We start from the raw sequence: 18,008 nt of genomic DNA, 5'->3' as shown, positions 1-18,008 counted from the left end.
CCGGGGCCGCAATACCGTTCGGGTTCAGGCGCTTGCGGCCGTTCTGCGGTACAATCGCGGCGTCTCCTTCGTGTCCGTGGTGTGCCGGCATGCGAAGCGCCCCGAATTCCACCGGAACTCCCATGACCGACCCCACGAACGTGGCGCCGAACGCGCCCCTGCTTTTCCGCGACCTCGACCTCGGCGAGCCCCTGCTCAAGGCCCTGTCCGACGTCGGCTACGAGTCGCCCTCGCCCATCCAGGCCGCGACCATCCCGCACCTGCTGGCCGGCAAGGACGTGCTGGGCCAGGCCCAGACCGGCACCGGCAAGACCGCCGCCTTCGCGCTGCCGCTGCTGGCGCGGCTGGACCCGGCGGTGAACTCGCCGCAGGCCCTGGTGCTCTGCCCCACCCGCGAACTGGGCATCCAGGTGGCCGAGGCCTTCCAGAAGTACGCCGCGCACCTGCCCGGCTTCCGCGTGCTGCCGATCTACGGCGGCCAGGGCTACGGCCCGCAGCTGCAGGCGCTGCGCCGCGGCGTGCACGTGGTGGTGGGCACCCCGGGCCGCATCATCGACCACCTCGACAAGGGCTCGCTCGACCTCTCGCACCTGCGCACCCTGGTGCTGGACGAAGCCGACGAAATGCTGCGCATGGGCTTCATCGACGACGTCGAGGCCATCCTCAAGAAGATGCCGGCGGTGCGCCAGACCGCGCTGTTCTCGGCCACCATGCCGCATGCCATCCGCCGCATCGCCCAGACCTACCTCAAGGACCCGGTCGAGGTCACGATCGAGGCCAAGACCCGCACCGCCGACAACATCCGCCAGCGCAGCTGGGAAGTCAGCGGCCTGCACAAGCTCGACGCGCTCACCCGCATCCTCGAGGCCGAGCCCTTCGACGCCATGATCGTCTTCGCCCGCACCAAGCAGGCCACCGACGAACTGGCCGAGAAGCTGCAGGCGCGAGGTTTCTCCGCCGCCGCCATCAACGGCGACGTGGCGCAGGCGCAGCGCGAACGCACCATCGAACAGCTCAAGACCGGCAAGATCGACATCCTGGTGGCCACCGACGTGGCCGCCCGCGGCCTGGACGTGGACCGCATCAGCCACGTCGTGAACTACGACGTGCCCTACGACACCGAAAGCTACGTGCACCGCATCGGCCGCACCGGCCGCGCCGGCCGCAGCGGCGAAGCCATCCTGTTCATCGCCCCGCGCGAGCGCAGCATGCTGCGCGCCATCGAGCGCGCCACCCGGCAGCCGATCACGCCGATGGAGCTGCCCACCGTGGCCGCGGTCAACGACGTGCGCATCGCCAAGTTCAAGCAGCAGATCACCGACACGCTGGCCTCGGGCGAGCTGGCCGAGTTCCGCAAGCTGATCGAGGACTACGAGCGCGAGATGAACGTGCCGGCCATCGAGATCGCCACCGCCCTGGCCAAGCTGGCCCGCGGCGACGTGCCGCTGCTGATGGAGCCGCCGAAGTTCGAGGCCAAGAAGCGCGCCTTCGACCGCGACGTGCAGGCCGCCACCGACAAGTTCGCCAAGCCCTCGCGCTTCGAGCGCGGCGACCGCCCGGAACGCGGCGAGCGTCCCGAGCGCCCCGCCTTCCCGAAGAAGGTGCGCGAGCCGCGCACGCCCGACGAAGGCAAGGCGACCTTCCGCATCGAAGTGGGCTACGACCACGGCGTGAAGCCCGGCAACATCGTCGGCGCCATCGCCAACGAGGCCGGCCTGGACGCCAAGCACATCGGCCGCATCGAGATCTTCGAGGACCACACGCTGCTCGACCTGCCCGACGGCATGCCGCCCGACGTGATGGCCCACCTCAAGACCGTCTGGTGCGCCGGCCAGCAGCTGCGCATCACGCGCGACGGCGAGGCGCCGGACACCGCCGGCAAGGTGCCGGGCAAGAAGCCCTTCGGCGGCAAGAAGCCGTTCGGCCCGAAGAAGGACTTCGGCGACCGCAAGCCCTTCGGCGCGAAGAAGCCCTTCGCCGGCAAGAAGCCGCACCGCAAGGGCCCGCGCCCCGAATAAGGCGCCTCAGGGCGCCAGCGGCAGGGCGCCCAGGGTCTTCTCCAGCAGCGGCAGGTGCGGGCGCAGCAGCGCCGCGTTGTGCCGCGCGGCCGCCATGGCCTGCTCGTCGCGCGGGTCGGGCGCGCCCATCGCCGGCAGGCCGGGCAAGTCCGGCGTGGCCGGCAGCTCCACCAGCAGCGGCAGCGCCGCCAGCGCCTGGCGTCGCACCCAGGCGTATTCCTCGCGCGACATGCCCACTTCGTTCACGCCCTTGGCCTGGGCCATGCGCCAGCGCGAGAGCAGGCCCGAGAGCTCCTGGTAGGCCTTGCCGACGTCCCCGAGCGAAGGCTCGGCGCTGCCGCCGGCGCGCTCCGCGGCCGCGGCCTGGGCGCGCCTGCCCATCAGCGCGAGGTCGCCGCCCATCTCCCGCGCCACCACCGACTGCACGCGCACGAAGGCGTCCACCTGCGCGGGCGTCAGCTTGCCGTCGGCCGGTGCGGCGAAGGCCGCCTGGTTGACGATGTCGTCGCCGAGGTCCACGGCGCTGGCCCACTCGCGCGCGCCCTCGACCAGCCCGCCGCCGGCCTGCCACATGGGCTTGAGCACGAACTGCCAGGCCAGGCCCGCGGCCACCACCGCCAGCAGCAGCACCACCAGGCAGCCCGTGAGCAGTTTCTTCGCGGCCATGTCCTTCCCCTTGCGTGTGGGCCCGAGGATAGTCGGCCACCCGCGCAGCCGCTACAGTCCGCGCCATGGAAACGGATGTGCTGGTGATCGGCGGCGGTGCCGCCGGGCTGATGTGCGCGCTCACGGCGGGGCGCCGCGGCCGCCGCGTGCGCGTGCTCGAGCACGCCAACCGCTGCGGCAAGAAGATCCTGATGTCGGGCGGCGGACGCTGCAATTTCACCAACACCGGCACCACGCCGGCGAATTTCCTCTCGGCCAACCCGCATTTCTGCAAGTCGGCGCTGGCGCGCTACCGGCCGGAGCATTTCATCGCCATGGTGGAGGCGCACGGCATCGCGTACCACGAGAAGGAACTGGGCCAGCTGTTCTGCGACGACTCATCGAAGCAGATCGTGGCCATGCTGCTGGCCGAGTGCGCCGACGCCGGCGTGCAGGTCGACACCTCGTGCAGCATCGAAGCCGTCGAGGCCCTGCCCGGCGGCGGCTACCAGCTGCGCACCACGCGCGGGACGATGCGCGCGCCCTCGCTGGTGGTGGCCACCGGCGGGCTGTCCATCCCGGCCATGGGCGCCACCGGCTTCGGCTACGAACTGGCGCGCCAGTTCGGCCACGCGGTGCTGCCCACGCGCGCCGGGCTGGTGCCGCTGACGCTCAGCGGCAAGCACCAGGAACACTACGCCGACCTCGCCGGCGTGGCCTTCCACGTCTCGGCGCGCTGCGGCAAGGCGCGCTTCGACAACGCCATGCTCATCACCCACCGCGGCCTGAGCGGCCCGGCCATCCTGCAGATCTCGAACTACTGGGAGCCGGGCAAGGAGCTGCTGCTCGACCTGCTGCCCGAACTCGACATCGAGGCCTTCCTGCTCGAACGCCAGCGCGCCCAGCCCGCCGCCGAACTGCGCACGGTGCTGGCCGACGTGCTGCCGCGGCGTTTCGCCGAGCGGCTGTGCGAGACCTGGTTCCCCAGCAAGCCGATGCGCCAGTTCACCCACCGCCAGCTGCCCGACCTGGCCCGCCAGCTCGCGCACTGGCCGATCGTGGCCAGCGGCACCGAGGGCTACCGCACCGCGGAAGTGACGCTTGGCGGCGTGGACACCGACGGCGTGTCGTCGGCCAGCATGGAATCGAAGCACTGCCCGGGCCTTTATTTCGTCGGCGAAGTGCTGGACGTGACCGGCTGGCTGGGCGGCTACAACTTCCAGTGGGCCTGGGCCAGCGGCCACGCCGCCGGCAGCGCCGCCTGAGGGCGCGCCGCGCCGCCTTTTCGCGCTATTTTTGCCGGGCCCCTGCCCCCCCCGGAGTGACGCCATGACCCGCCCGACGCGCCGTGCCATCCTGCCCGCCCTCGTCCTGCTGGGCCTCTCCGGCAGCCTCGCCCACGCCGGCGAGCAGGCCATCATCGTGCTCGACGCCTCGGGCTCGATGTGGGGCCAGATCGGCGGCAAGCCCAAGCTCGAGATCGCCCGCGAAACCCTGGCCACGGTGCTGCGCGACACGCCGCCGGACATGGCCCTAGGCCTGGTCGCCTACGGCCACCGCGAGAAGGGCAACTGCGGCGACATCGAGCTGGTGGTGCCGGTGCGCACCGGCAACGCCGCTGGCATCGCCAGCGCCGCCGCCGGGATGAAATTCCTGGGCATGACGCCGCTCTCCGACGCCGTCGCCCGCGCCGCCACCGAGCTGCGCTATACGGAGAAGAAGGCCACCGTCATCCTGATCACCGATGGCCTGGAAACCTGCAAGGCCGACCCCTGCGCGCTGGGCAAGGAGCTCGAGTCCGCCGGCGTGGACTTCACCGCGCACGTGGTCGGCTTCGGCCTGAGCGCCGAGGAAGGCAGGCAGGTGGCCTGCCTGGCCGAGAACACGGGCGGGCGCTACCTCGCCGCCAACGACGCCGCCGCGCTGGCCGCGGCACTCACCGAAACCGTGGTCGAGGCGCCGCCCGCGCCGCCCCTGCCCGAAGCCAGCCTGCAGGCGCCCGATGCGGTGCCGATGTCCTCGCGTTTCGAGGTGTCCTGGACCGGACCGTCCGACCGCTACGACGAAGTGCAGGTGTTCGACCCGGCCGGCAACGGCGGGCGCGGCAAGGTGGTCGACAACCAACGCGTCCTCGACGACCGGCGCGCCGGCGACCGCCGCGTGGAGCTGGTGGCGCCGGCCACGCCGGGCGCCTACGTGCTGCGCTACTACCACGGCGCGCAGGCGCGGGTGATCGCCACCCGCCCCGTGGCCGTCACCGAAGCCGAAGTCGCACTGCACGCGCCGGACGAGGTGGCCATCGCCTCCGCCATCGTGGTTGGCTGGAGCGGCCCCGGCGCGCGCTACGACGAGGTCCAGGTGTTCGACCCGGCCGGCAACGGCGGGCGCGGCACGGTGGTTGACAACAAGCGCGTCATGGACGGACCGGGGGCCGCCCGCCGCGAGGTCACCGTCAACGCCCCGGCCACGCCCGGCGACTACCAGCTGCGCTACTACAACGGTGACAACGCCCAGGTGCTGCTCACGCGCCCGCTGAAGGTGGTGGCGGCCGAAGTCGCGCTCGCCGCGCCGGATGGCGTGCCGGCCGCGTCCTCCTTCAGCGTCGGCTGGACCGGCCCGGGCGCGCGCTACGACGAGGTCCAGGTCTTCGACCCGGCCGGCAATGGCGGCCGCGGGAAAGTGGTGGACCGCAAGCGCGTGGGCGACGGCCCCGGCACGGCCCGCCGCGAGGTGACGCTGGTGGCCCCGGCCACGGCCGGTGCCTATCGGCTGCGGTACTACAACGGCGACAACGCCTCGGTGCTGTTCGAGCGCCCGCTGGCGGTCACCGCCATCGAGGTGCGCCTGGACGCCCCGGCCCGCGGCGCCGCCGGCCAGAAGATCAGCCTGGGCTGGACCGGCCCGGGCGCGCGCTACGACGAGGTGCAGGTGTACGACCCGGCCGGCAACGGCGGCCGCGGCAAGGTACTGGCCAACCGGCGGGTGCAGTCCGACCCCGGCTTCGCGGCCCGCCAGCTCACCCTGGCCCTGCCCGCCCAGCCCGGCCGCTACCAACTGCGCTACTGGAACGGCGACAATTCGGCGGTGCTGCACAGCCAGCCGTTCACGGTCGAATAGCTCCCCCGGCCGGGCGGGGCTGGCCTCGCCGGCGCGGCCTCGGGCATACTCGGGTTTCACATACGCACCGGTATGGTGCGCTTCCCGCCCGACCCCGAGATCCGTCATGCCCCACTACACCGCCCCGCTGCGCGACATGCGCTTCGTGCTGTTCGACCTGCTGCAGGCCGAGGCCGAGCTGGCCGCCCTGCCCCGCCACGCCGGGCTGGACCGGGACACCATCGAGGCGGTCCTGGAGGAAGGCGCGAAGTTCGCCAGCCAGGTGATCCAGCCGCTGAACCAGGTGGGCGACCACGAGGGCTGCACCTTCCACGGCGACGGCGTGGTGACCGCGCCGGCCGGCTTCCGGGAGGCCTACCGGCAGTTCGTCGAGGCCGGCTGGCCTTCGGTGGCCTGCGACCCGGACTTCGGCGGCCAGGGCCTGCCGACGCTGGTGAACAACCGCCTGTACGAAATGTGGAACTCCGCCAACCAGGCCTGGCTGATGTACGCCGGCCTGTCGCACAGCGCCTACGAGTGCCTGCTGGCCTTCGGCAGCGACGAGCAGAAGCAGGTGTACCTGACGAAGATCGTGTCGGGCGAATGGACCGGCACCATGTGCCTGACCGAGCCGCACTGCGGCACCGACCTGGGCCTGCTCAAGACCAAGGCCGAACCGAACGCCGACGGCAGCTTCGCGCTCACCGGCACCAAGATCTTCATCAGCGCCGGCGAACACGACCTGGCCGAAAACATCCTGCACCTCGTGCTCGCCCGCCTGCCCGGCGCGCCGGCCGGCACCAAGGGCATCTCGCTGTTCCTGGTGCCCAAGTTCCTGCCCGATGCGAACGGCGCCGTCGGCGCGCGCAACGCCATCCGCGCCGGTTCGATCGAACACAAGATGGGCATCCACGGCAACGCCACCTGCGTGATGAACCTCGACGGCGCCACCGGCTGGCTGATCGGCGAGGCCAACAAGGGCCTGGCGGCCATGTTCGTGATGATGAATTCCGCGCGCCTGGGCGTGGGCATGCAGTCGCTGGGCCAGGCCGAGGTGGCCTACCAGAACGCCGCGGCCTACGCGAAGGACCGCCTGCAGGGCCGCGCGCCCACCGGCGCCGCGTCGCCGGACAAGCCCGCCGATTCAATCCTGGTGCACCCGGACGTGCGCCGCATGCTGCTCACCGCCCGCGCCTACACCGAAGGCGGCCGCGCCCTGGCCACCTGGACCGCGCTGCTGCTGGACCGCGAGCACTCGCACCCCGACGCCGCCGTGCGCGAGGAAGCCAGCGAGCTGATGGCCCTGCTCACGCCGGTGGTGAAGGCCTTCCTCACCGACAACGGCTGGGAGACCACCACGCTCTGCCAGCAGGTGCTGGGCGGCCACGGCTACATCGCCGAATGGGGCATGGACCAGTTCGTGCGCGACGCGCGCATCAACATGATCTACGAGGGCACCAACGGCATCCAGGCGCTCGACCTGCTCGGCCGCAAGGTGCTGATGGACGGCGGCGCGAAGTTCGGCCGCTTCGCCAAGCTCATCCAGCGCTTCCTGGAGGACAACGCGGGCCGCCCCGGGCTCGCCGAATTCACCGCGCCGCTGGCGAAGCTGCTGGCCGACACCGTGGCGCTGACGCAGGAAATCGCCGCGAAGGCCAAGGCCGATCCGAACGAAGTCGGGGCCGCTTCGGTGCCCTACCTGCGCATCACCGGCCACCTGTGCTTCGCCTGGCTGTGGGCGCGCATGGCGGCGCTGGCGCTGGACAAGGACGACGAGTTCCACGCGGCCAAACTGGCGACCGCGCGCTTCTACTTCGCCTGGCTGCTGCCCGAGGTGGAGCAGCGTTTCCGCGAGGCCCGCGCCGGCGCGCCCACGCTGATGGCGATGCCCGCCGACGCGTTCTGAGCTACTTGCGCCAGAGCGCCTTCCAGCCCTCGGGGCCCAGCTTGCGCAGGGCCTCGATGTTGGCTTCGTAGATGCGGTCGGCGTCCGGGAAGGCCGCCACCGCCTTGTCCACGCTTTCCTCGCGCAGCAGGTGCAGCGTGGGGAAGGGCGCGCGGTTGCTGAAGTTGCCCATGTCGTCCGGGTCGCTGTCGGCGAACTGGTAGTGCGGGTGGAAGCTGGCCACCTGCAGCACGCCGTCCAGCCCCACTTCCTCCACCGCCGCGTCGGCGATGTCGAGGAAGTCGTTGTAGTCGAGGAAATCACCCAGCACGTAGGGGTGGATGAGCAGCGTGGTCTCGATGTCGCCCGGGTCGGCCGAGGCCAGCAGCTGCAGTTCGTGCAGCAGGTCGTCGAGCAGGCCCTCCTCGTCCGTGGCCTGGCTGACCACGTAGCGCACCTGCCGCTTCACGTGCACGGCCTTGGCGAAGGGGCACAGGTTCAGGCCGATCACGGCCTTCTCCAGCCACTCGCGGGTGGCGGCGACCACCGCCTCGTCGGTCATGGGCTCGTCGCCGTGCAGGGGATCGTGGGTCATGGCGTGGCTCCTCAGCGCCGCAGCGCGGCGGCGCGCGTCAGGTCGTTCCACCAGTATCGCGCGAAGGAGCGCACCATGCCGCGGCGCGGCTGGATCGGCCGGCCGTCGGCCAGGCGCTCCATCTGGTGGTAGTACCAGCCCTGCGCGCCGAGCACGTTCACCATCTTGGCGGCGAGCCAGGGGCTGGCGGGCGACAGGCGGCCGCGCGGGCGCAGGTGCAGCTGGTGTTCGAAGGCCGGCAGCTCGTCGATCTCGCCGGCCAGCAGGCGGCGCGCCACGTCGGGGTGGGTGCAGAAGGGTCGGCCGATGCCGATCACGTCGGTGTCGCCGCTGGCGAGCGCGGCCTCCATGCCGGCGCGGGTGCGGAAACCGCCGGTGACCATCAGCGGCATCGTCGCCACGCGGCGGATGGCGGCGGCGTAATCAAGGAAATACGCCTCGCGCACGCGCGTGCTGGCGCGCACCTGGACGGCGTCGTCGTCGCGGCCGGTGACGCCCAGCAGGCGCGGCTGTTCGTAGTTGCCGCCGGAGATCTCCAGCAGGTCGATGCCCTCGCCGTTGAGCAGCTGCACCACGCCCAGGCAGTCGGCGTGGCTGAAGCCGCCCTTGCGGAAGTCGTCGGAATTGAGCTTCACCGACACCGGGAAATCGGCGCCGACCGCCTTGCGCACGGCGTGCACCACCTCGAGCAGGAAACGCGCGCGGTTTTCCAGCGGGCCGCCCCAGGCATCGGTGCGGCGGTTGGTGACGGGCGAGAGGAAACTCGACAGCAGGTAACCATGCGCGCCATGCACCTGCACGCCGGTGAAGCCGGTTTCGCGCGCGATCACGGCCACCTGGGCGAAGCGTTTCACCAGCGCCAGGATCTCGTCCTCGCGCAGCGCCCGCGGCCGGGCGTAGTTGCCCAGCAGGTCGAGCTGCACGTCGGACGGCCCCACCGGCTGGCGCGTGACGTAACGCGGCGACTGCCGTCCGGCGTGCGACACCTGCATCCACAGCGCGTTGCCGGCGCGGGTGCCGGCGGCGGCCCAGGCGCGCAGCCGGGCCCGGGCCTCGGCGTCCACGCTGGGCGCGAATCCGGGATCGATGGCGACGTTGCCGGGGCGTTCGAGCACGCGGTGGTCCACCATCACGTTGCCGGTGACCAGCAGGCCGGCGCCGCCTTCGCTCCAGGCTTCGTAGAGGCGCTCGTGGCGGGCGGTGGCGCGCAGGCGCGGATCACCCAGGCCTTCGGTCATGGCCGCCTTGCACAGGCGGTTGCCGAGCACGGCGCCGCAGGGCAGTCGCAGCGGCTGGGCCAGGGGATCGGACATCGTCGGGCTCCGGTGTCGCGGTCAGGCCGCCACCCTACCGCAATCCGATAAAGTGCGCGCACGCCCACCGCGGAGGCCCGCATGCATCCCCTCGTCGCCCTCGTCACCGTGCTCACCGTGCTGCTGCTGATGACCACGATGGCGCTCGTCGGCCGCGCCCGCGGCAGGCACGGCGTGAAGGCGCCGGCCACGCAGGGACCGGAGGGCTTCGAGCGCGCCTTCCGGGTGCAGATGAACACCCAGGAATCGGCGCTGATGTTCCTGCCGGCGCTGTGGGCCGCCGCGGCCTTCGGCCTGCCCTGGCTGAGCGCCGCCTTCGGCGCGGCCTGGTTGGTCGCGCGCGTCTGGTACGTCGTGGCCTACCTCGACCCGGCCGGCAACCGCGGCCCGGCCTTCGCGCTTTCCGCGCTGGCCATCCTGGCCCTGGTGGTGCAGGCGCTGTGGGGCCTGGCCTGGGCCCTGTTCCTGGGCTGAAGCCGCTCCTGCAGTCCCTGGCGGGAATCAGTGCTGCGCGGTCTTCACCAGCAGGTGCTTGGCCAGCTGGCCGTGCAGCAGGCCGATGCCACGCGCCAGGTGCAGCGTGACGAACAGGCCCAGCACCCCGAGCAGCACCAGCAGCGGCAGCAGGCCCGGCCAGGGCGTGACGATCACGCCGTCCCACACCATCCAGTGGTCCGGCAGTCCCGCGACGTGCAGCAGCCCGGCGATGCCACCGAACACCAGGCCCAGCGACACCGACAGCGCCGTCACCACCACGGTGAAGTACACCGTGCCCAGCGGCATCATCAGCAGCATGTAGAGCATGGTGGACCAGGTGCGCGGGTCGGTGAACATGGCGCCGATGCGCGCGAGCCAGGGCTGGCCGCGGCCCACGTACAGCGGGCGGCGCGGCATGCGTTCGCCCAGCAGCACCTCGACGATGCGGCCTTCCACCAGCGACAGCAGCCGCACCAGGCCGATGAACAGGATCACCACCGGGATGCCGATGATGAGGATGGCGAATCCGGCCGACACGCTCAGGCCCGTCACCACCGTGGTGAAGTAGACGATGCCCGTGGCGAGCGACAGCAGCATGTAGAACATGGCCGTCCAGGCGCGCGGGTCGGCGGCGACGCCGAAGAACTGGCCGAGCAGGCCGCGGCGCGGGCGCGGCGGCGGCGTGCGCAGGGCCTGGGTCACCTGCACTTCGGTGTCGCGGTAGATGTCGGCCACTTCCTCCGGCGCGCCGTAGGTGGTGGCGATGTTGGCCAGCAGCGTGGCCTCGTCGGTGCCGGGGTTCTCCGCCAGCTCAGAACGCAGGTATTCCTCCGCGTCGTAGAGCGCGTCCTGCACCAGCGCGGGGTCGGCGTCGCGCAGCGCGGCGCGCAGCTGCTCGAGGTACTCGGGGATGGTCTTCGGGGTGGCGGCGGTCATCGCAGGTTTCCTTCCAGCACGGAATCGACGGAGTCGCGGGTGGTGCGCCAGGCGCCGGCCCATTCGGCCAGCACCTGCCTGCCCAGCGTTGTGATGCGGTAGTAGCGGCGCGGCGGGCCGCTGACGGAAGGCTCGACGTGGCTCTCGGCCAGGCCCGCGGCGCTCAGGTTGCGCAGCACCGGGTAGAGCGCGCTCTGCTTGCCGCCCAGCAGCGGGTCGCCGGTCTGCTCCAGGCGCTTGGCGATCTGGTAGCCGTAGAGCGGCTCGTGCGAGCGCGCCAGCACCGCCAGCAGGACCAGGGACACGGTCCCGGCGCTGAGCTCCTTGTGGAATTTCTTCAGGTGCGGCTCGGTCTCGTCCATCGCCCTGTCCCGGTCTGAGTGATATCCCCCACTTGGGGATAGTGTTGAGTCAATAATAGCCAACGGCGCCAGCCCGGGCAGTGCCGCAAGTCATGGTCGCGGCTCGTCTTTCCGGCGGGGCCGGCTTGATTCCCTCGCGGCCTTGGGTACTGTGGGGGCCAGTCACCACCGCGGAGTTGTCTTCGATGAGCGCTGCGTCCATGCCTGGCCCGATGCCCGTGCTGTTCCTCGGGCACGGATCGCCCATGAACGCCATCGAGGACAATGCCTGGCGGCGCAGCTGGCAGGCCCTGGGCAAGCGCCTGCCCCGCCCGAAGGCCATCCTGTGCATCTCGGCGCACTGGGAAACCCAGGGCGTCTACGTCGGCAGCGCCGAACACCCCGAGACCATCCACGACTTCCGCGGCTTCCCCAAGGCCCTGTTCGACGTGCGCTACCCGGCCCCGGGCAGCCCGGAACTGGCGCACCGCGTGGCCGAGCTGGTGCGCACCCCGCGGGTGCACTTCGATTCCCACCGCGGCCTCGACCATGGCGTCTGGAGCGTGCTGCAGCCCATGTATCCCGAGGCCGACATCCCGGTGGTGCCGCTGAGCCTGTCGAGCCTGCAGCCCGGCGCCTGGCACTACGACCTGGCCCGCCAGCTCGACCCGCTGCGCGACGAAGGCGTGTTGGTGGTGGGCAGCGGCAACATCGTGCACAACCTGCGCTACTGGCGCATGGGCCAGACCGAGCCGCTGGACTGGGCGCAGCGCTTCGACGAGGACATCGCCGACCGCATCGCCGAAGGCCACCACGAAGGCATGATGGGTTACGAAACCCTGGGGCCCGACGCCCTGCTGGCCGTGCCCACGCCCGAACACTACCTGCCGCTGCTCTACGTGCTGGGCCTGCAGCGCGAGGGCGACGCGGTGGAGTTCATCAACGAGGACGTGGTCGGCCCGATCTCCATGCGCTCCGTGCTGATCGGCGCCTGAACCCCGTGGCCGACAACCCGCTGCTGGTGCTGTTCCTGCCCCTGGCACTGGCCGTGGTGATGGCCGGCCTGGGCCTGCACCTGACCCTGGCCGATTTCCGCCGCGTGCTGGCGATGCCCCGGGCCGTGGCGGTCGCGCTGGTGGTGCAGGTGGTGGTGCTGCCGCCGGTGGCCTTCGGGCTGGCGCTGGGCTTCGGCCTGCCGGGTGAACTGGCGCTGGGGCTGGTGCTGCTGGCGGCGTCGCCGGGCGGCGTCACCGCCAACCTCTTCAGCCACCTCGCCCGCGGCGACGTGGCGCTCAACATCAGCCTCACCGCCATCAACAGCCTGCTGGCCCTGCTGACGCTGCCGGCCTGGACGGCGCTGGCGCTGTCGTCCTTCCTGGGCACCGAGGCCAGCGTGCCGCCGCCCACCGGCAAGGTGGTGGAAGTGGCGCTGCTTGTCGTCGGGCCGGTGGCGCTGGGCATGGCCCTGCGCGCCTGGCGGCCGGCGCTGGCGGCCGCGGCGGAAAAGCCGGTGCGGCACCTCTCGTCGCTGCTGCTGGGCGTGCTGATCATCATGGCCTTCGCCTCCGAATGGGAGATGGTGCGCGCCTACGCGCCGGTGGTGGGCGCGGCCTGCGTGCTGTTCAACCTGGCCAGCCTGCTGTCGGGCTACTTCGCCGCGCACGCCGCGCGCCTGGCCGAGCCGCAGGCCATCGCCATCGCTTTCGAGATCGGCATCCACAACGGTACCCTTGCCATCTTCATCGCCATCGAAGTGCTGGGCCGCGCGCAGGCCAGCATCGCGCCGGCGGTCTACGCACTGAGCATGTACCTCACCGGCGCGCTGTTCGCGGCCTGGCTGGTGCACCGCCGCAAGGAACGCCGCCCGTGAACAAGGTCTACGACCGCCGCTACTTCGACACCTGGTACCGCCAGCGCGACCTCGGCGGCCCGGCGGCGCTGAACCGCAAGGTGGCGCTGGCCGTGGCGCTGGCCGAATACCACCTGGGCCGGCCCATCAAGTCGGTGCTCGACGTGGGCTGCGGCGAGGGCGCCTGGCGCGCGCCGCTGCTGAAGCTGCGCCCGCGCCTGCGCTACATGGGCCTGGACAACAGCGACTACGCCATCGAACGCTTCGGCCCGCGCCGCAACCTGCACTGGCTGCCCTTCGGCGACCTGGCCGCGCTGCCGCCGGCGCCGCCGGTGGACCTGCTGGTCTGCTCGGACGTGATGCATTACCTGGAGGAAGACGAGCTGCTGCGCGGCCTGCGCGAATTCCCGCGCCTGTGCCACGGCGTCGCCTTCCTGGAGGTGTTCGCCGAGGGCGACGAGATCGTCGGCGACCTCAAGGGCATGTTCCGCCGCCCCGCGGCCTGGTACCGCAAGGCCTTCGCGCGCGCGGGCTTCCGCGCCGCCGGCACGCACTGTTACCTCAGCGACGCCCTCGCCGTCCGGGCCACCAGGCTCGAGCTGCCCTGACGTGGGCGCCGCCCGCGCCGCCGCGCCGTGAGCGACACGCCCTACGCCGACCTCGACCCCGACCGCATCCTCGACGCGGTGGAATCCGTGGGCCTGCACGCCGACGGCCGCGTGCTGGCGCTCAACAGCTACGAAAACCGCGTCTACCGCGTCGGCATCGAAGACGCGCCGCCGCTGGTGGCCAAGTTCTACCGCCCCGGCCGCTGGACCGACGCCGCCATCCTGGAAGAACACGCCTTCGCCGCCGAACTGGTGGCCGCGGACCTTTCGGTGGTGGCGCCGCTGAAACACGCCGGCGCCACCCTGCACGCCTTCGGCGGCCATCGTTTCGCGCTGTTCCCCATGCGCGGCGGCCACGCGCCCGAGCTGGGCGACCGCGAGGTGCTGACCCACCTGGGCCGCGTGCTGGGCCGCATGCACGCGGTCGGCGACGGCCAGCGCTTCGCCCACCGCGGCCGCCTCGGCATCGAAAGCCACGGCGAGGACGCCGTGCACTACCTGCTGGAAAACCGCTGGCTGCCGCCCGACCTGGAAGGCAACTTCGAACGCCTGGCCGAAGCCCTGCTCGACGCCATGGACGCCTGTGCCGAACGCGCCGGCGACGTGCACGAGTTGCGCCTGCACGGCGACTGCCACCCGGGAAACATCCTCTGGCGCGACGGCCAGGCGCATTTCGTCGACCTCGACGACTGCCTCACCGGCCCTGCCGTGCAGGACCTGTGGATGCTGGCCGGCCGCCGCGAGGACTGCGCCAAACCCTGGGCCTGGCTGCTGGAGGGTTACGAACAGTTCCGCCGCTTCGACCGCCGCGAACTGCACCTGGTGGAAACCCTGCGCACCCTGCGCCTGCTGCACCACAACGCCTGGATGGCGCGGCGCTGGCACGACCCCGCGTTCCCGGCCGCCTTCCCCTGGTTCGAGGCGCCGCGGCACTGGGAATCGGTGATCACCCAGATGCAGGAACAGCTGGCCGCCCTGCACGAACCGCCGCCCGAACCGGCCTGAAGCCGCCTGCGCTACCCTGCCTCCCTGACCCGCGCCACCAAGGACCCCGCATGACCCTGCGCCCCGCCCTGCTCGCCACCGCCGTCCTGCTCGCGCTGCCGCTGGCCGCCTGCGTGCACGCCCCGGCCGCCGCGCCCGCCGCCAAGCCGCTGACCACGCAGGAGGTGCTGGACGCCTCCACGCCGCAGGACTGGCGCCCGCTGGACCCGGAGAACACGCTCTACGTGCAGCTCGAGAGCGGCATGGTGGTGATCGAACTGGCGCCGCAGTTCGCGCCCGAACACGTGGCCAACATCCGCACGCTGGCGCGCGGCCACTACTACGACGGCCTGTCCATCAACCGTTCGCAGGACAACTTCGTGGTGCAGTGGGGCGACCCGGCCGGCGACGAACTGGCGCTGCGCCGGCCCCTGGGCGGGGCGAAGGCCGCGCTCCCCGCCGAATTCAGCCGCGCCGCCGAGGGCCTGGCCTTCACCGCCCTGCCCGACGTGGACGGCTGGGCGCCGCAGGTGGGCTTCGTGGACGGCTTCCCGGCCGCGCGCGACCCCAAGGCCGGCCGCGCCTGGCTGGCCCACTGCTATGGCGTGGTCGGCGCCGGCCGCGCCATGGCGCCCGACAGCAGCAACGGCACCGAGCTCTACGTCGTCACCGGCCAGTCGCCGCGACAGCTCGACCTCAACATCACCACCGTCGGCCGCGTGGTCGTGGGCATGGAGCGCCTGAGCGTGCTGCCACGCGGCAGCGGCCCGCTGGGCTTCTATACCGAGGAATCGCAGCGGGTGCCGATCCTGGCGGCCCGCCTGGCCTCCGAGGTGGCGCCGGAAGCACGCGCCAACATCGAAGTGCTGCGCACCGACACCGCCACCTGGCAGGCGCTGGTGGAATCGCGCCGCAACCGCCGCGACGAGTGGTACGTGCACCCGGCCGGCCACGTGGACGTGTGCAACCTCACGGTCCCGGTGCGCGCCGTCGAACGAAAGCCCGCCGCGCCCTGAGCCCGCCGGCGGCCGGCGTGGGACAATGGCCGCCATGGACGACACCCCCGCCCGCTGCGACCAGTGCCAGGCCTGCTGCTGCCAGCTGCCGGTGCTGGTGCTGCCGGGCGACGCGCCGCCGGAGCACATGCTCGACGAAGACGCCGACGGCTACCTCATCATGGCCAAGGCCGACGACGGCTGGTGCGTGGCGCTCGACCGCGAGCGCATGTGCTGCAGCATTTACGAACGGCGCCCCTTCGTCTGCCGCGAGTTCGCCATGGACGGCGGCGACTGCCGCGAGGTCCGCGCCGACTGGCGCCGCATCGCCCTGAGCCTGCGCTGATGGCCTGGTTCGTCTACCTGCTCGAATGCGCCGACGGCAGCATCTACACCGGCGTGGCCGTGGACGTGGACAAGCGCTACGCCGAACACGTGGCCGGCAAGGGCGCGCGCTACACCCGCTCGCACCCGCCGCGACGGCTGCTGGCGCGCTTCGAACACCCCGACCGCTCGGCCGCGCTGAAGGCCGAGTACGCCATCAAGCAACTCTCCGCCACCGACAAGCGCGCGCTCGCGCAAGGCACGGCCACCGCATGACACCGAACACCAAGGCGCTCTGGCAGATGCACTTCTGCGTGCTGCTGTGGGGCTTCACCGCCATCCTGGGCAAGGCCATCACGCTGCCGGCGATGGCGCTCGTGGTGTGGCGCATGGGCCTGGTGGCGGCGGCGCTGCTGCTGGTGCCGCGCGTGTGGCGCGGCCTGCGCGCGCTGCCGGCGCGGCTGTGGGGCATCTACGCCGGCATCGGCGCGCTGGTGGCGCTGCACTGGCTCACCTTCTACGGCGCCATCAAGCTGGCCAATGCCTCGGTGGCGGTGACCTGCATCGCGCTGGCCACGGTCTTCGTGCCCCTGGTCGAACCCTGGGTCACCGGCAAGCGCTTCGAGCCGCGCGAACTCTTGCTGGGCGTGGCGGTGGTGCCGGGCGTGGCGCTGGTGGTGGGCGGCGTGCCGGACGGCATGCGCGCGGGCATCGTCGTGGGCACGATCTCAGCGGTGCTGGTGGCCTTCTTCGGCGCGCTCAACAAGCGCTACGTCGAACACGCCGACCCGCTCACCGTCACCGGCGTCGAACTGGGCGCGGGCGGGCTGATCCTGGCGCTGCTGGCGCCGGCCCTGCCCTGGTTCGGTTCGCCGCTGATGCTGCCGGGCTGGCAGGATGCCGGCCTGCTGCTGGTGCTGGCCATGGCCTGCACGCTGCTGCCGTTCGCGCTGTCGCTGGTGGCGCTGCGCCACATGAGCGCGTTTTCGGCGCAGCTGGCGGTGAACCTGGAGCCGATCTACGCCATCGTGCTGGCGATCGTGCTGCTGGGCGAGCAGCGCGAGCTGGGGCCGATGTTCTACGCCGGCGTGGCGATCATCCTGGCCGGCGTGTTCGCGCACCCGCTGCTGTCGCGGCAGCCGCCGCACAAACCCGACCCGGCGATGCTGGGCACCGCCGAAGCCAAGGCGCTCGACTAGCCCTCGCGGCGGCGCCAGCGCGGGGTGATTTCCAGCGTGCCGGCGGCGTCCACCCACTGCAGCACGCCGTCCTGCACCATCACCTGCACGTCCATGCCGCGGGCGATGCGCGCGGCCAGGGCCTTGCCGTCTTCCGCGGAGATGTCGACCACCGACAGGTTGCGGCAGCGCGCCAGCGCGGCTTCGTTCTTTTCCCACCATAGGTCGGCGCCGCGGCCGCCGTAGGTCAGCACCACCACCTCGCCGGCGCGGCCGCAGGCCTTGCGTACGCGCGATTCGTCCGGCTGGCCGAGTTCGATCCACTGCTCCACCGCGCCGGTGAGGTCCTTGCGCCACAGCGCCGGCTCGTCCTCGGTGCTGACGCCGCCGCCGAAGGCCAGGCGCTCGTCGGCGAACAGGGCGAAGGCCAGCAGGCGCAGCATCAGCCGCTCCTCGGTTTCCGACGGGTGCTGGGCCAGCACGAGTTCGTAGCCGGCGTAATGGTGCCGGTCCATGTCGCTGACCTGCAGCGTGGCCTTGTACACGGTTGCCTTGGGGGCCATGGGCGCTCCGGCGCGTAGGTGGGCCGCGCAGCCTGCGGCAGCGGCGCGCCGGTGTCCAGCCCCGGTCGTTTGCCAGCGGCGGCGCCGGCGTGGACACTGTGGCCCGGGGAAAACCAGGGGAAACACCACGGTGGACGTCTACGAGAAGATCAAGCGCCTGTTCGGCTGGGGCCCGAAGCCCGCGGCCGCGGCCGCGCCCAG

19 protein-coding genes are annotated in these 18,008 nt (G+C 71.8%); 13 read left to right on the top strand and 6 right to left on the bottom strand.

Annotated features, from left to right (window positions below; all coding sequences use genetic code 11):
• The first annotated feature begins 122 nt into the window (after window positions 1-122).
• Window positions 123-2,018, top strand: coding sequence for a DEAD/DEAH box helicase (locus N790_RS08190; protein ID WP_043803063.1), 1,896 nt, complete (start codon window positions 123-125; stop codon window positions 2,016-2,018).
• Window positions 2,019-2,024: 6 nt separating this feature from the next.
• Here N790_RS08190 and N790_RS08185 read toward each other — a convergent pair whose 3' ends face one another.
• Window positions 2,025-2,684, bottom strand: coding sequence for a hypothetical protein (locus tag N790_RS08185; protein ID WP_043803061.1), 660 nt, complete (start codon window positions 2,682-2,684; stop codon window positions 2,025-2,027).
• A 65-nt stretch (window positions 2,685-2,749) separates the two neighbouring features.
• Here N790_RS08185 and N790_RS08180 point away from each other — a divergent pair, with 65 nt between their 5' ends.
• The 3 genes from N790_RS08180 to N790_RS08170 all read left to right on the top strand — a co-directional run bounded on the left by N790_RS08180 (window position 2,750) and on the right by N790_RS08170 (window position 7,665).
• The gene (locus N790_RS08180; RefSeq protein ID WP_043803060.1) at window positions 2,750-3,928 is read left to right on the top strand and encodes a BaiN/RdsA family NAD(P)/FAD-dependent oxidoreductase; all 1,179 of its coding nucleotides are present in this window, start codon (window positions 2,750-2,752) and stop codon (window positions 3,926-3,928) included.
• A gap of 64 nt (window positions 3,929-3,992) precedes the next feature.
• On the top strand, window positions 3,993-5,780 hold the full coding sequence (locus tag N790_RS16600) for a vWA domain-containing protein (protein ID WP_052385802.1): 1,788 nt from the start codon (window positions 3,993-3,995) through the stop codon (window positions 5,778-5,780).
• 106 nt (window positions 5,781-5,886) lie between these two features.
• Entirely contained in the window at window positions 5,887-7,665 is a 1,779-nt protein-coding gene (locus tag N790_RS08170; RefSeq protein ID WP_043803058.1) for an acyl-CoA dehydrogenase C-terminal domain-containing protein, read from the top strand.
• A 1-nt stretch (window position 7,666) separates the two neighbouring features.
• Here the strand turns inward: N790_RS08170 and N790_RS08165 are convergent, their stop codons facing one another.
• On the bottom strand, window positions 7,667-8,239 hold the full coding sequence (locus N790_RS08165; protein WP_211251974.1) for a DUF1415 domain-containing protein: 573 nt from the start codon (window positions 8,237-8,239) through the stop codon (window positions 7,667-7,669).
• A gap of 11 nt (window positions 8,240-8,250) precedes the next feature.
• Complete coding sequence (locus tag N790_RS08160) at window positions 8,251-9,552, bottom strand: NADH:flavin oxidoreductase/NADH oxidase family protein (RefSeq protein ID WP_043803056.1); 1,302 nt, start codon at window positions 9,550-9,552, stop codon at window positions 8,251-8,253.
• Window positions 9,553-9,633: 81 nt separating this feature from the next.
• Between N790_RS08160 and N790_RS08155 the strand changes: the two genes are divergently transcribed.
• Complete coding sequence (locus tag N790_RS08155; protein ID WP_043803053.1) at window positions 9,634-10,026, top strand: MAPEG family protein; 393 nt, start codon at window positions 9,634-9,636, stop codon at window positions 10,024-10,026.
• A gap of 27 nt (window positions 10,027-10,053) precedes the next feature.
• Here N790_RS08155 and N790_RS08150 read toward each other — a convergent pair whose 3' ends face one another.
• Together N790_RS08150 and N790_RS08145 are read right to left on the bottom strand one after the other, a co-directional pair.
• Window positions 10,054-10,965, bottom strand: coding sequence for a sensor domain-containing protein (locus tag N790_RS08150; RefSeq protein WP_043803052.1), 912 nt, complete (start codon window positions 10,963-10,965; stop codon window positions 10,054-10,056).
• Complete coding sequence (locus tag N790_RS08145; protein WP_043803049.1) at window positions 10,962-11,327, bottom strand: PadR family transcriptional regulator; 366 nt, start codon at window positions 11,325-11,327, stop codon at window positions 10,962-10,964. Before N790_RS08145 ends, N790_RS08150 begins: the two co-directional genes overlap by 4 nt.
• A gap of 185 nt (window positions 11,328-11,512) precedes the next feature.
• Between N790_RS08145 and ygiD the strand changes: the two genes are divergently transcribed.
• From ygiD to N790_RS08105, 8 genes are read left to right on the top strand one after another with little or no spacing between them, the layout of a single operon-like run.
• Window positions 11,513-12,301 (top strand): 4,5-DOPA-extradiol-dioxygenase, encoded by a 789-nt coding sequence (gene ygiD / locus N790_RS08140; protein WP_342668329.1) that lies wholly within the window; start codon window positions 11,513-11,515, stop codon window positions 12,299-12,301.
• A 5-nt stretch (window positions 12,302-12,306) separates the two neighbouring features.
• A complete protein-coding gene (locus N790_RS08135) occupies window positions 12,307-13,176 on the top strand; it encodes a bile acid:sodium symporter family protein (RefSeq protein ID WP_043803044.1) in 870 nt (289 codons plus the stop codon).
• Window positions 13,173-13,763, top strand: coding sequence for a class I SAM-dependent methyltransferase (locus N790_RS08130; RefSeq protein ID WP_043803042.1), 591 nt, complete (start codon window positions 13,173-13,175; stop codon window positions 13,761-13,763). The genes N790_RS08135 and N790_RS08130 overlap by 4 nt, the downstream gene beginning before the upstream one ends.
• Window positions 13,764-13,790: 27 nt before the next feature.
• A complete protein-coding gene (locus tag N790_RS08125; RefSeq protein ID WP_043803039.1) occupies window positions 13,791-14,768 on the top strand; it encodes a serine/threonine protein kinase in 978 nt (325 codons plus the stop codon).
• 50 nt (window positions 14,769-14,818) lie between these two features.
• Entirely contained in the window at window positions 14,819-15,763 is a 945-nt protein-coding gene (locus N790_RS08120) for a peptidylprolyl isomerase (RefSeq protein WP_043803037.1), read from the top strand.
• 34 nt (window positions 15,764-15,797) lie between these two features.
• Complete coding sequence (locus N790_RS08115) at window positions 15,798-16,088, top strand: YkgJ family cysteine cluster protein (RefSeq protein WP_245593759.1); 291 nt, start codon at window positions 15,798-15,800, stop codon at window positions 16,086-16,088.
• On the top strand, window positions 16,088-16,342 hold the full coding sequence (locus tag N790_RS08110) for a GIY-YIG nuclease family protein (protein ID WP_043803033.1): 255 nt from the start codon (window positions 16,088-16,090) through the stop codon (window positions 16,340-16,342). Before N790_RS08115 ends, N790_RS08110 begins: the two co-directional genes overlap by 1 nt.
• Window positions 16,339-17,265: a DMT family transporter gene (locus N790_RS08105; protein ID WP_043803030.1), complete on the top strand. Its 927-nt coding sequence runs from the start codon at window positions 16,339-16,341 to the stop codon at window positions 17,263-17,265. Before N790_RS08110 ends, N790_RS08105 begins: the two co-directional genes overlap by 4 nt.
• Here N790_RS08105 and N790_RS08100 read toward each other — a convergent pair.
• Window positions 17,262-17,807, bottom strand: coding sequence for a YaeQ family protein (locus N790_RS08100; protein ID WP_043803028.1), 546 nt, complete (start codon window positions 17,805-17,807; stop codon window positions 17,262-17,264). The two genes, N790_RS08105 and N790_RS08100, sit on opposite strands and share 4 nt — an antisense overlap.
• Between the last annotated feature and the right edge of the window lie 201 nt (window positions 17,808-18,008).

Source organism: Arenimonas malthae CC-JY-1, assembly GCF_000747075.1.
In the GTDB taxonomy this organism is placed as follows: Bacteria; Pseudomonadota; Gammaproteobacteria; order Xanthomonadales; family Xanthomonadaceae; genus Arenimonas; species Arenimonas malthae.
Note: the sequence above shows the minus strand (reverse complement) of the source record. Positions and strands in the feature narration are given on the sequence as shown.

What these genes read in the sequence shown, in the direction of transcription:
- N790_RS08110 (WP_043803033.1), top strand. Translation starts at nt 16,088, where the DNA reads ATGGCCTGGTTCGTCTACCTGCTCGAATGCGCCGACGGCAGCATCTAC.
- N790_RS08115 (WP_245593759.1), top strand. Translation starts at nt 15,798, where the DNA reads ATGGACGACACCCCCGCCCGCTGCGACCAGTGCCAGGCCTGCTGCTGC.
- N790_RS08160 (WP_043803056.1), bottom strand. Translation starts at nt 9,552, where the DNA reads ATGTCCGATCCCCTGGCCCAGCCGCTGCGACTGCCCTGCGGCGCCGTG.
- N790_RS08155 (WP_043803053.1), top strand. Translation starts at nt 9,634, where the DNA reads ATGCATCCCCTCGTCGCCCTCGTCACCGTGCTCACCGTGCTGCTGCTG.
- N790_RS08105 (WP_043803030.1), top strand. Translation starts at nt 16,339, where the DNA reads ATGACACCGAACACCAAGGCGCTCTGGCAGATGCACTTCTGCGTGCTG.
- N790_RS08145 (WP_043803049.1), bottom strand. Translation starts at nt 11,327, where the DNA reads ATGGACGAGACCGAGCCGCACCTGAAGAAATTCCACAAGGAGCTCAGC.
- N790_RS08185 (WP_043803061.1), bottom strand. Translation starts at nt 2,684, where the DNA reads ATGGCCGCGAAGAAACTGCTCACGGGCTGCCTGGTGGTGCTGCTGCTG.
- N790_RS08120 (WP_043803037.1), top strand. Translation starts at nt 14,819, where the DNA reads ATGACCCTGCGCCCCGCCCTGCTCGCCACCGCCGTCCTGCTCGCGCTG.
- N790_RS08150 (WP_043803052.1), bottom strand. Translation starts at nt 10,965, where the DNA reads ATGACCGCCGCCACCCCGAAGACCATCCCCGAGTACCTCGAGCAGCTG.
- ygiD (WP_342668329.1), top strand. Translation starts at nt 11,513, where the DNA reads ATGAGCGCTGCGTCCATGCCTGGCCCGATGCCCGTGCTGTTCCTCGGG.
- N790_RS08170 (WP_043803058.1), top strand. Translation starts at nt 5,887, where the DNA reads ATGCCCCACTACACCGCCCCGCTGCGCGACATGCGCTTCGTGCTGTTC.
- N790_RS08165 (WP_211251974.1), bottom strand. Translation starts at nt 8,239, where the DNA reads ATGACCCACGATCCCCTGCACGGCGACGAGCCCATGACCGACGAGGCG.
- N790_RS08180 (WP_043803060.1), top strand. Translation starts at nt 2,750, where the DNA reads ATGGAAACGGATGTGCTGGTGATCGGCGGCGGTGCCGCCGGGCTGATG.
- N790_RS16600 (WP_052385802.1), top strand. Translation starts at nt 3,993, where the DNA reads ATGACCCGCCCGACGCGCCGTGCCATCCTGCCCGCCCTCGTCCTGCTG.
- N790_RS08100 (WP_043803028.1), bottom strand. Translation starts at nt 17,807, where the DNA reads ATGGCCCCCAAGGCAACCGTGTACAAGGCCACGCTGCAGGTCAGCGAC.
- N790_RS08190 (WP_043803063.1), top strand. Translation starts at nt 123, where the DNA reads ATGACCGACCCCACGAACGTGGCGCCGAACGCGCCCCTGCTTTTCCGC.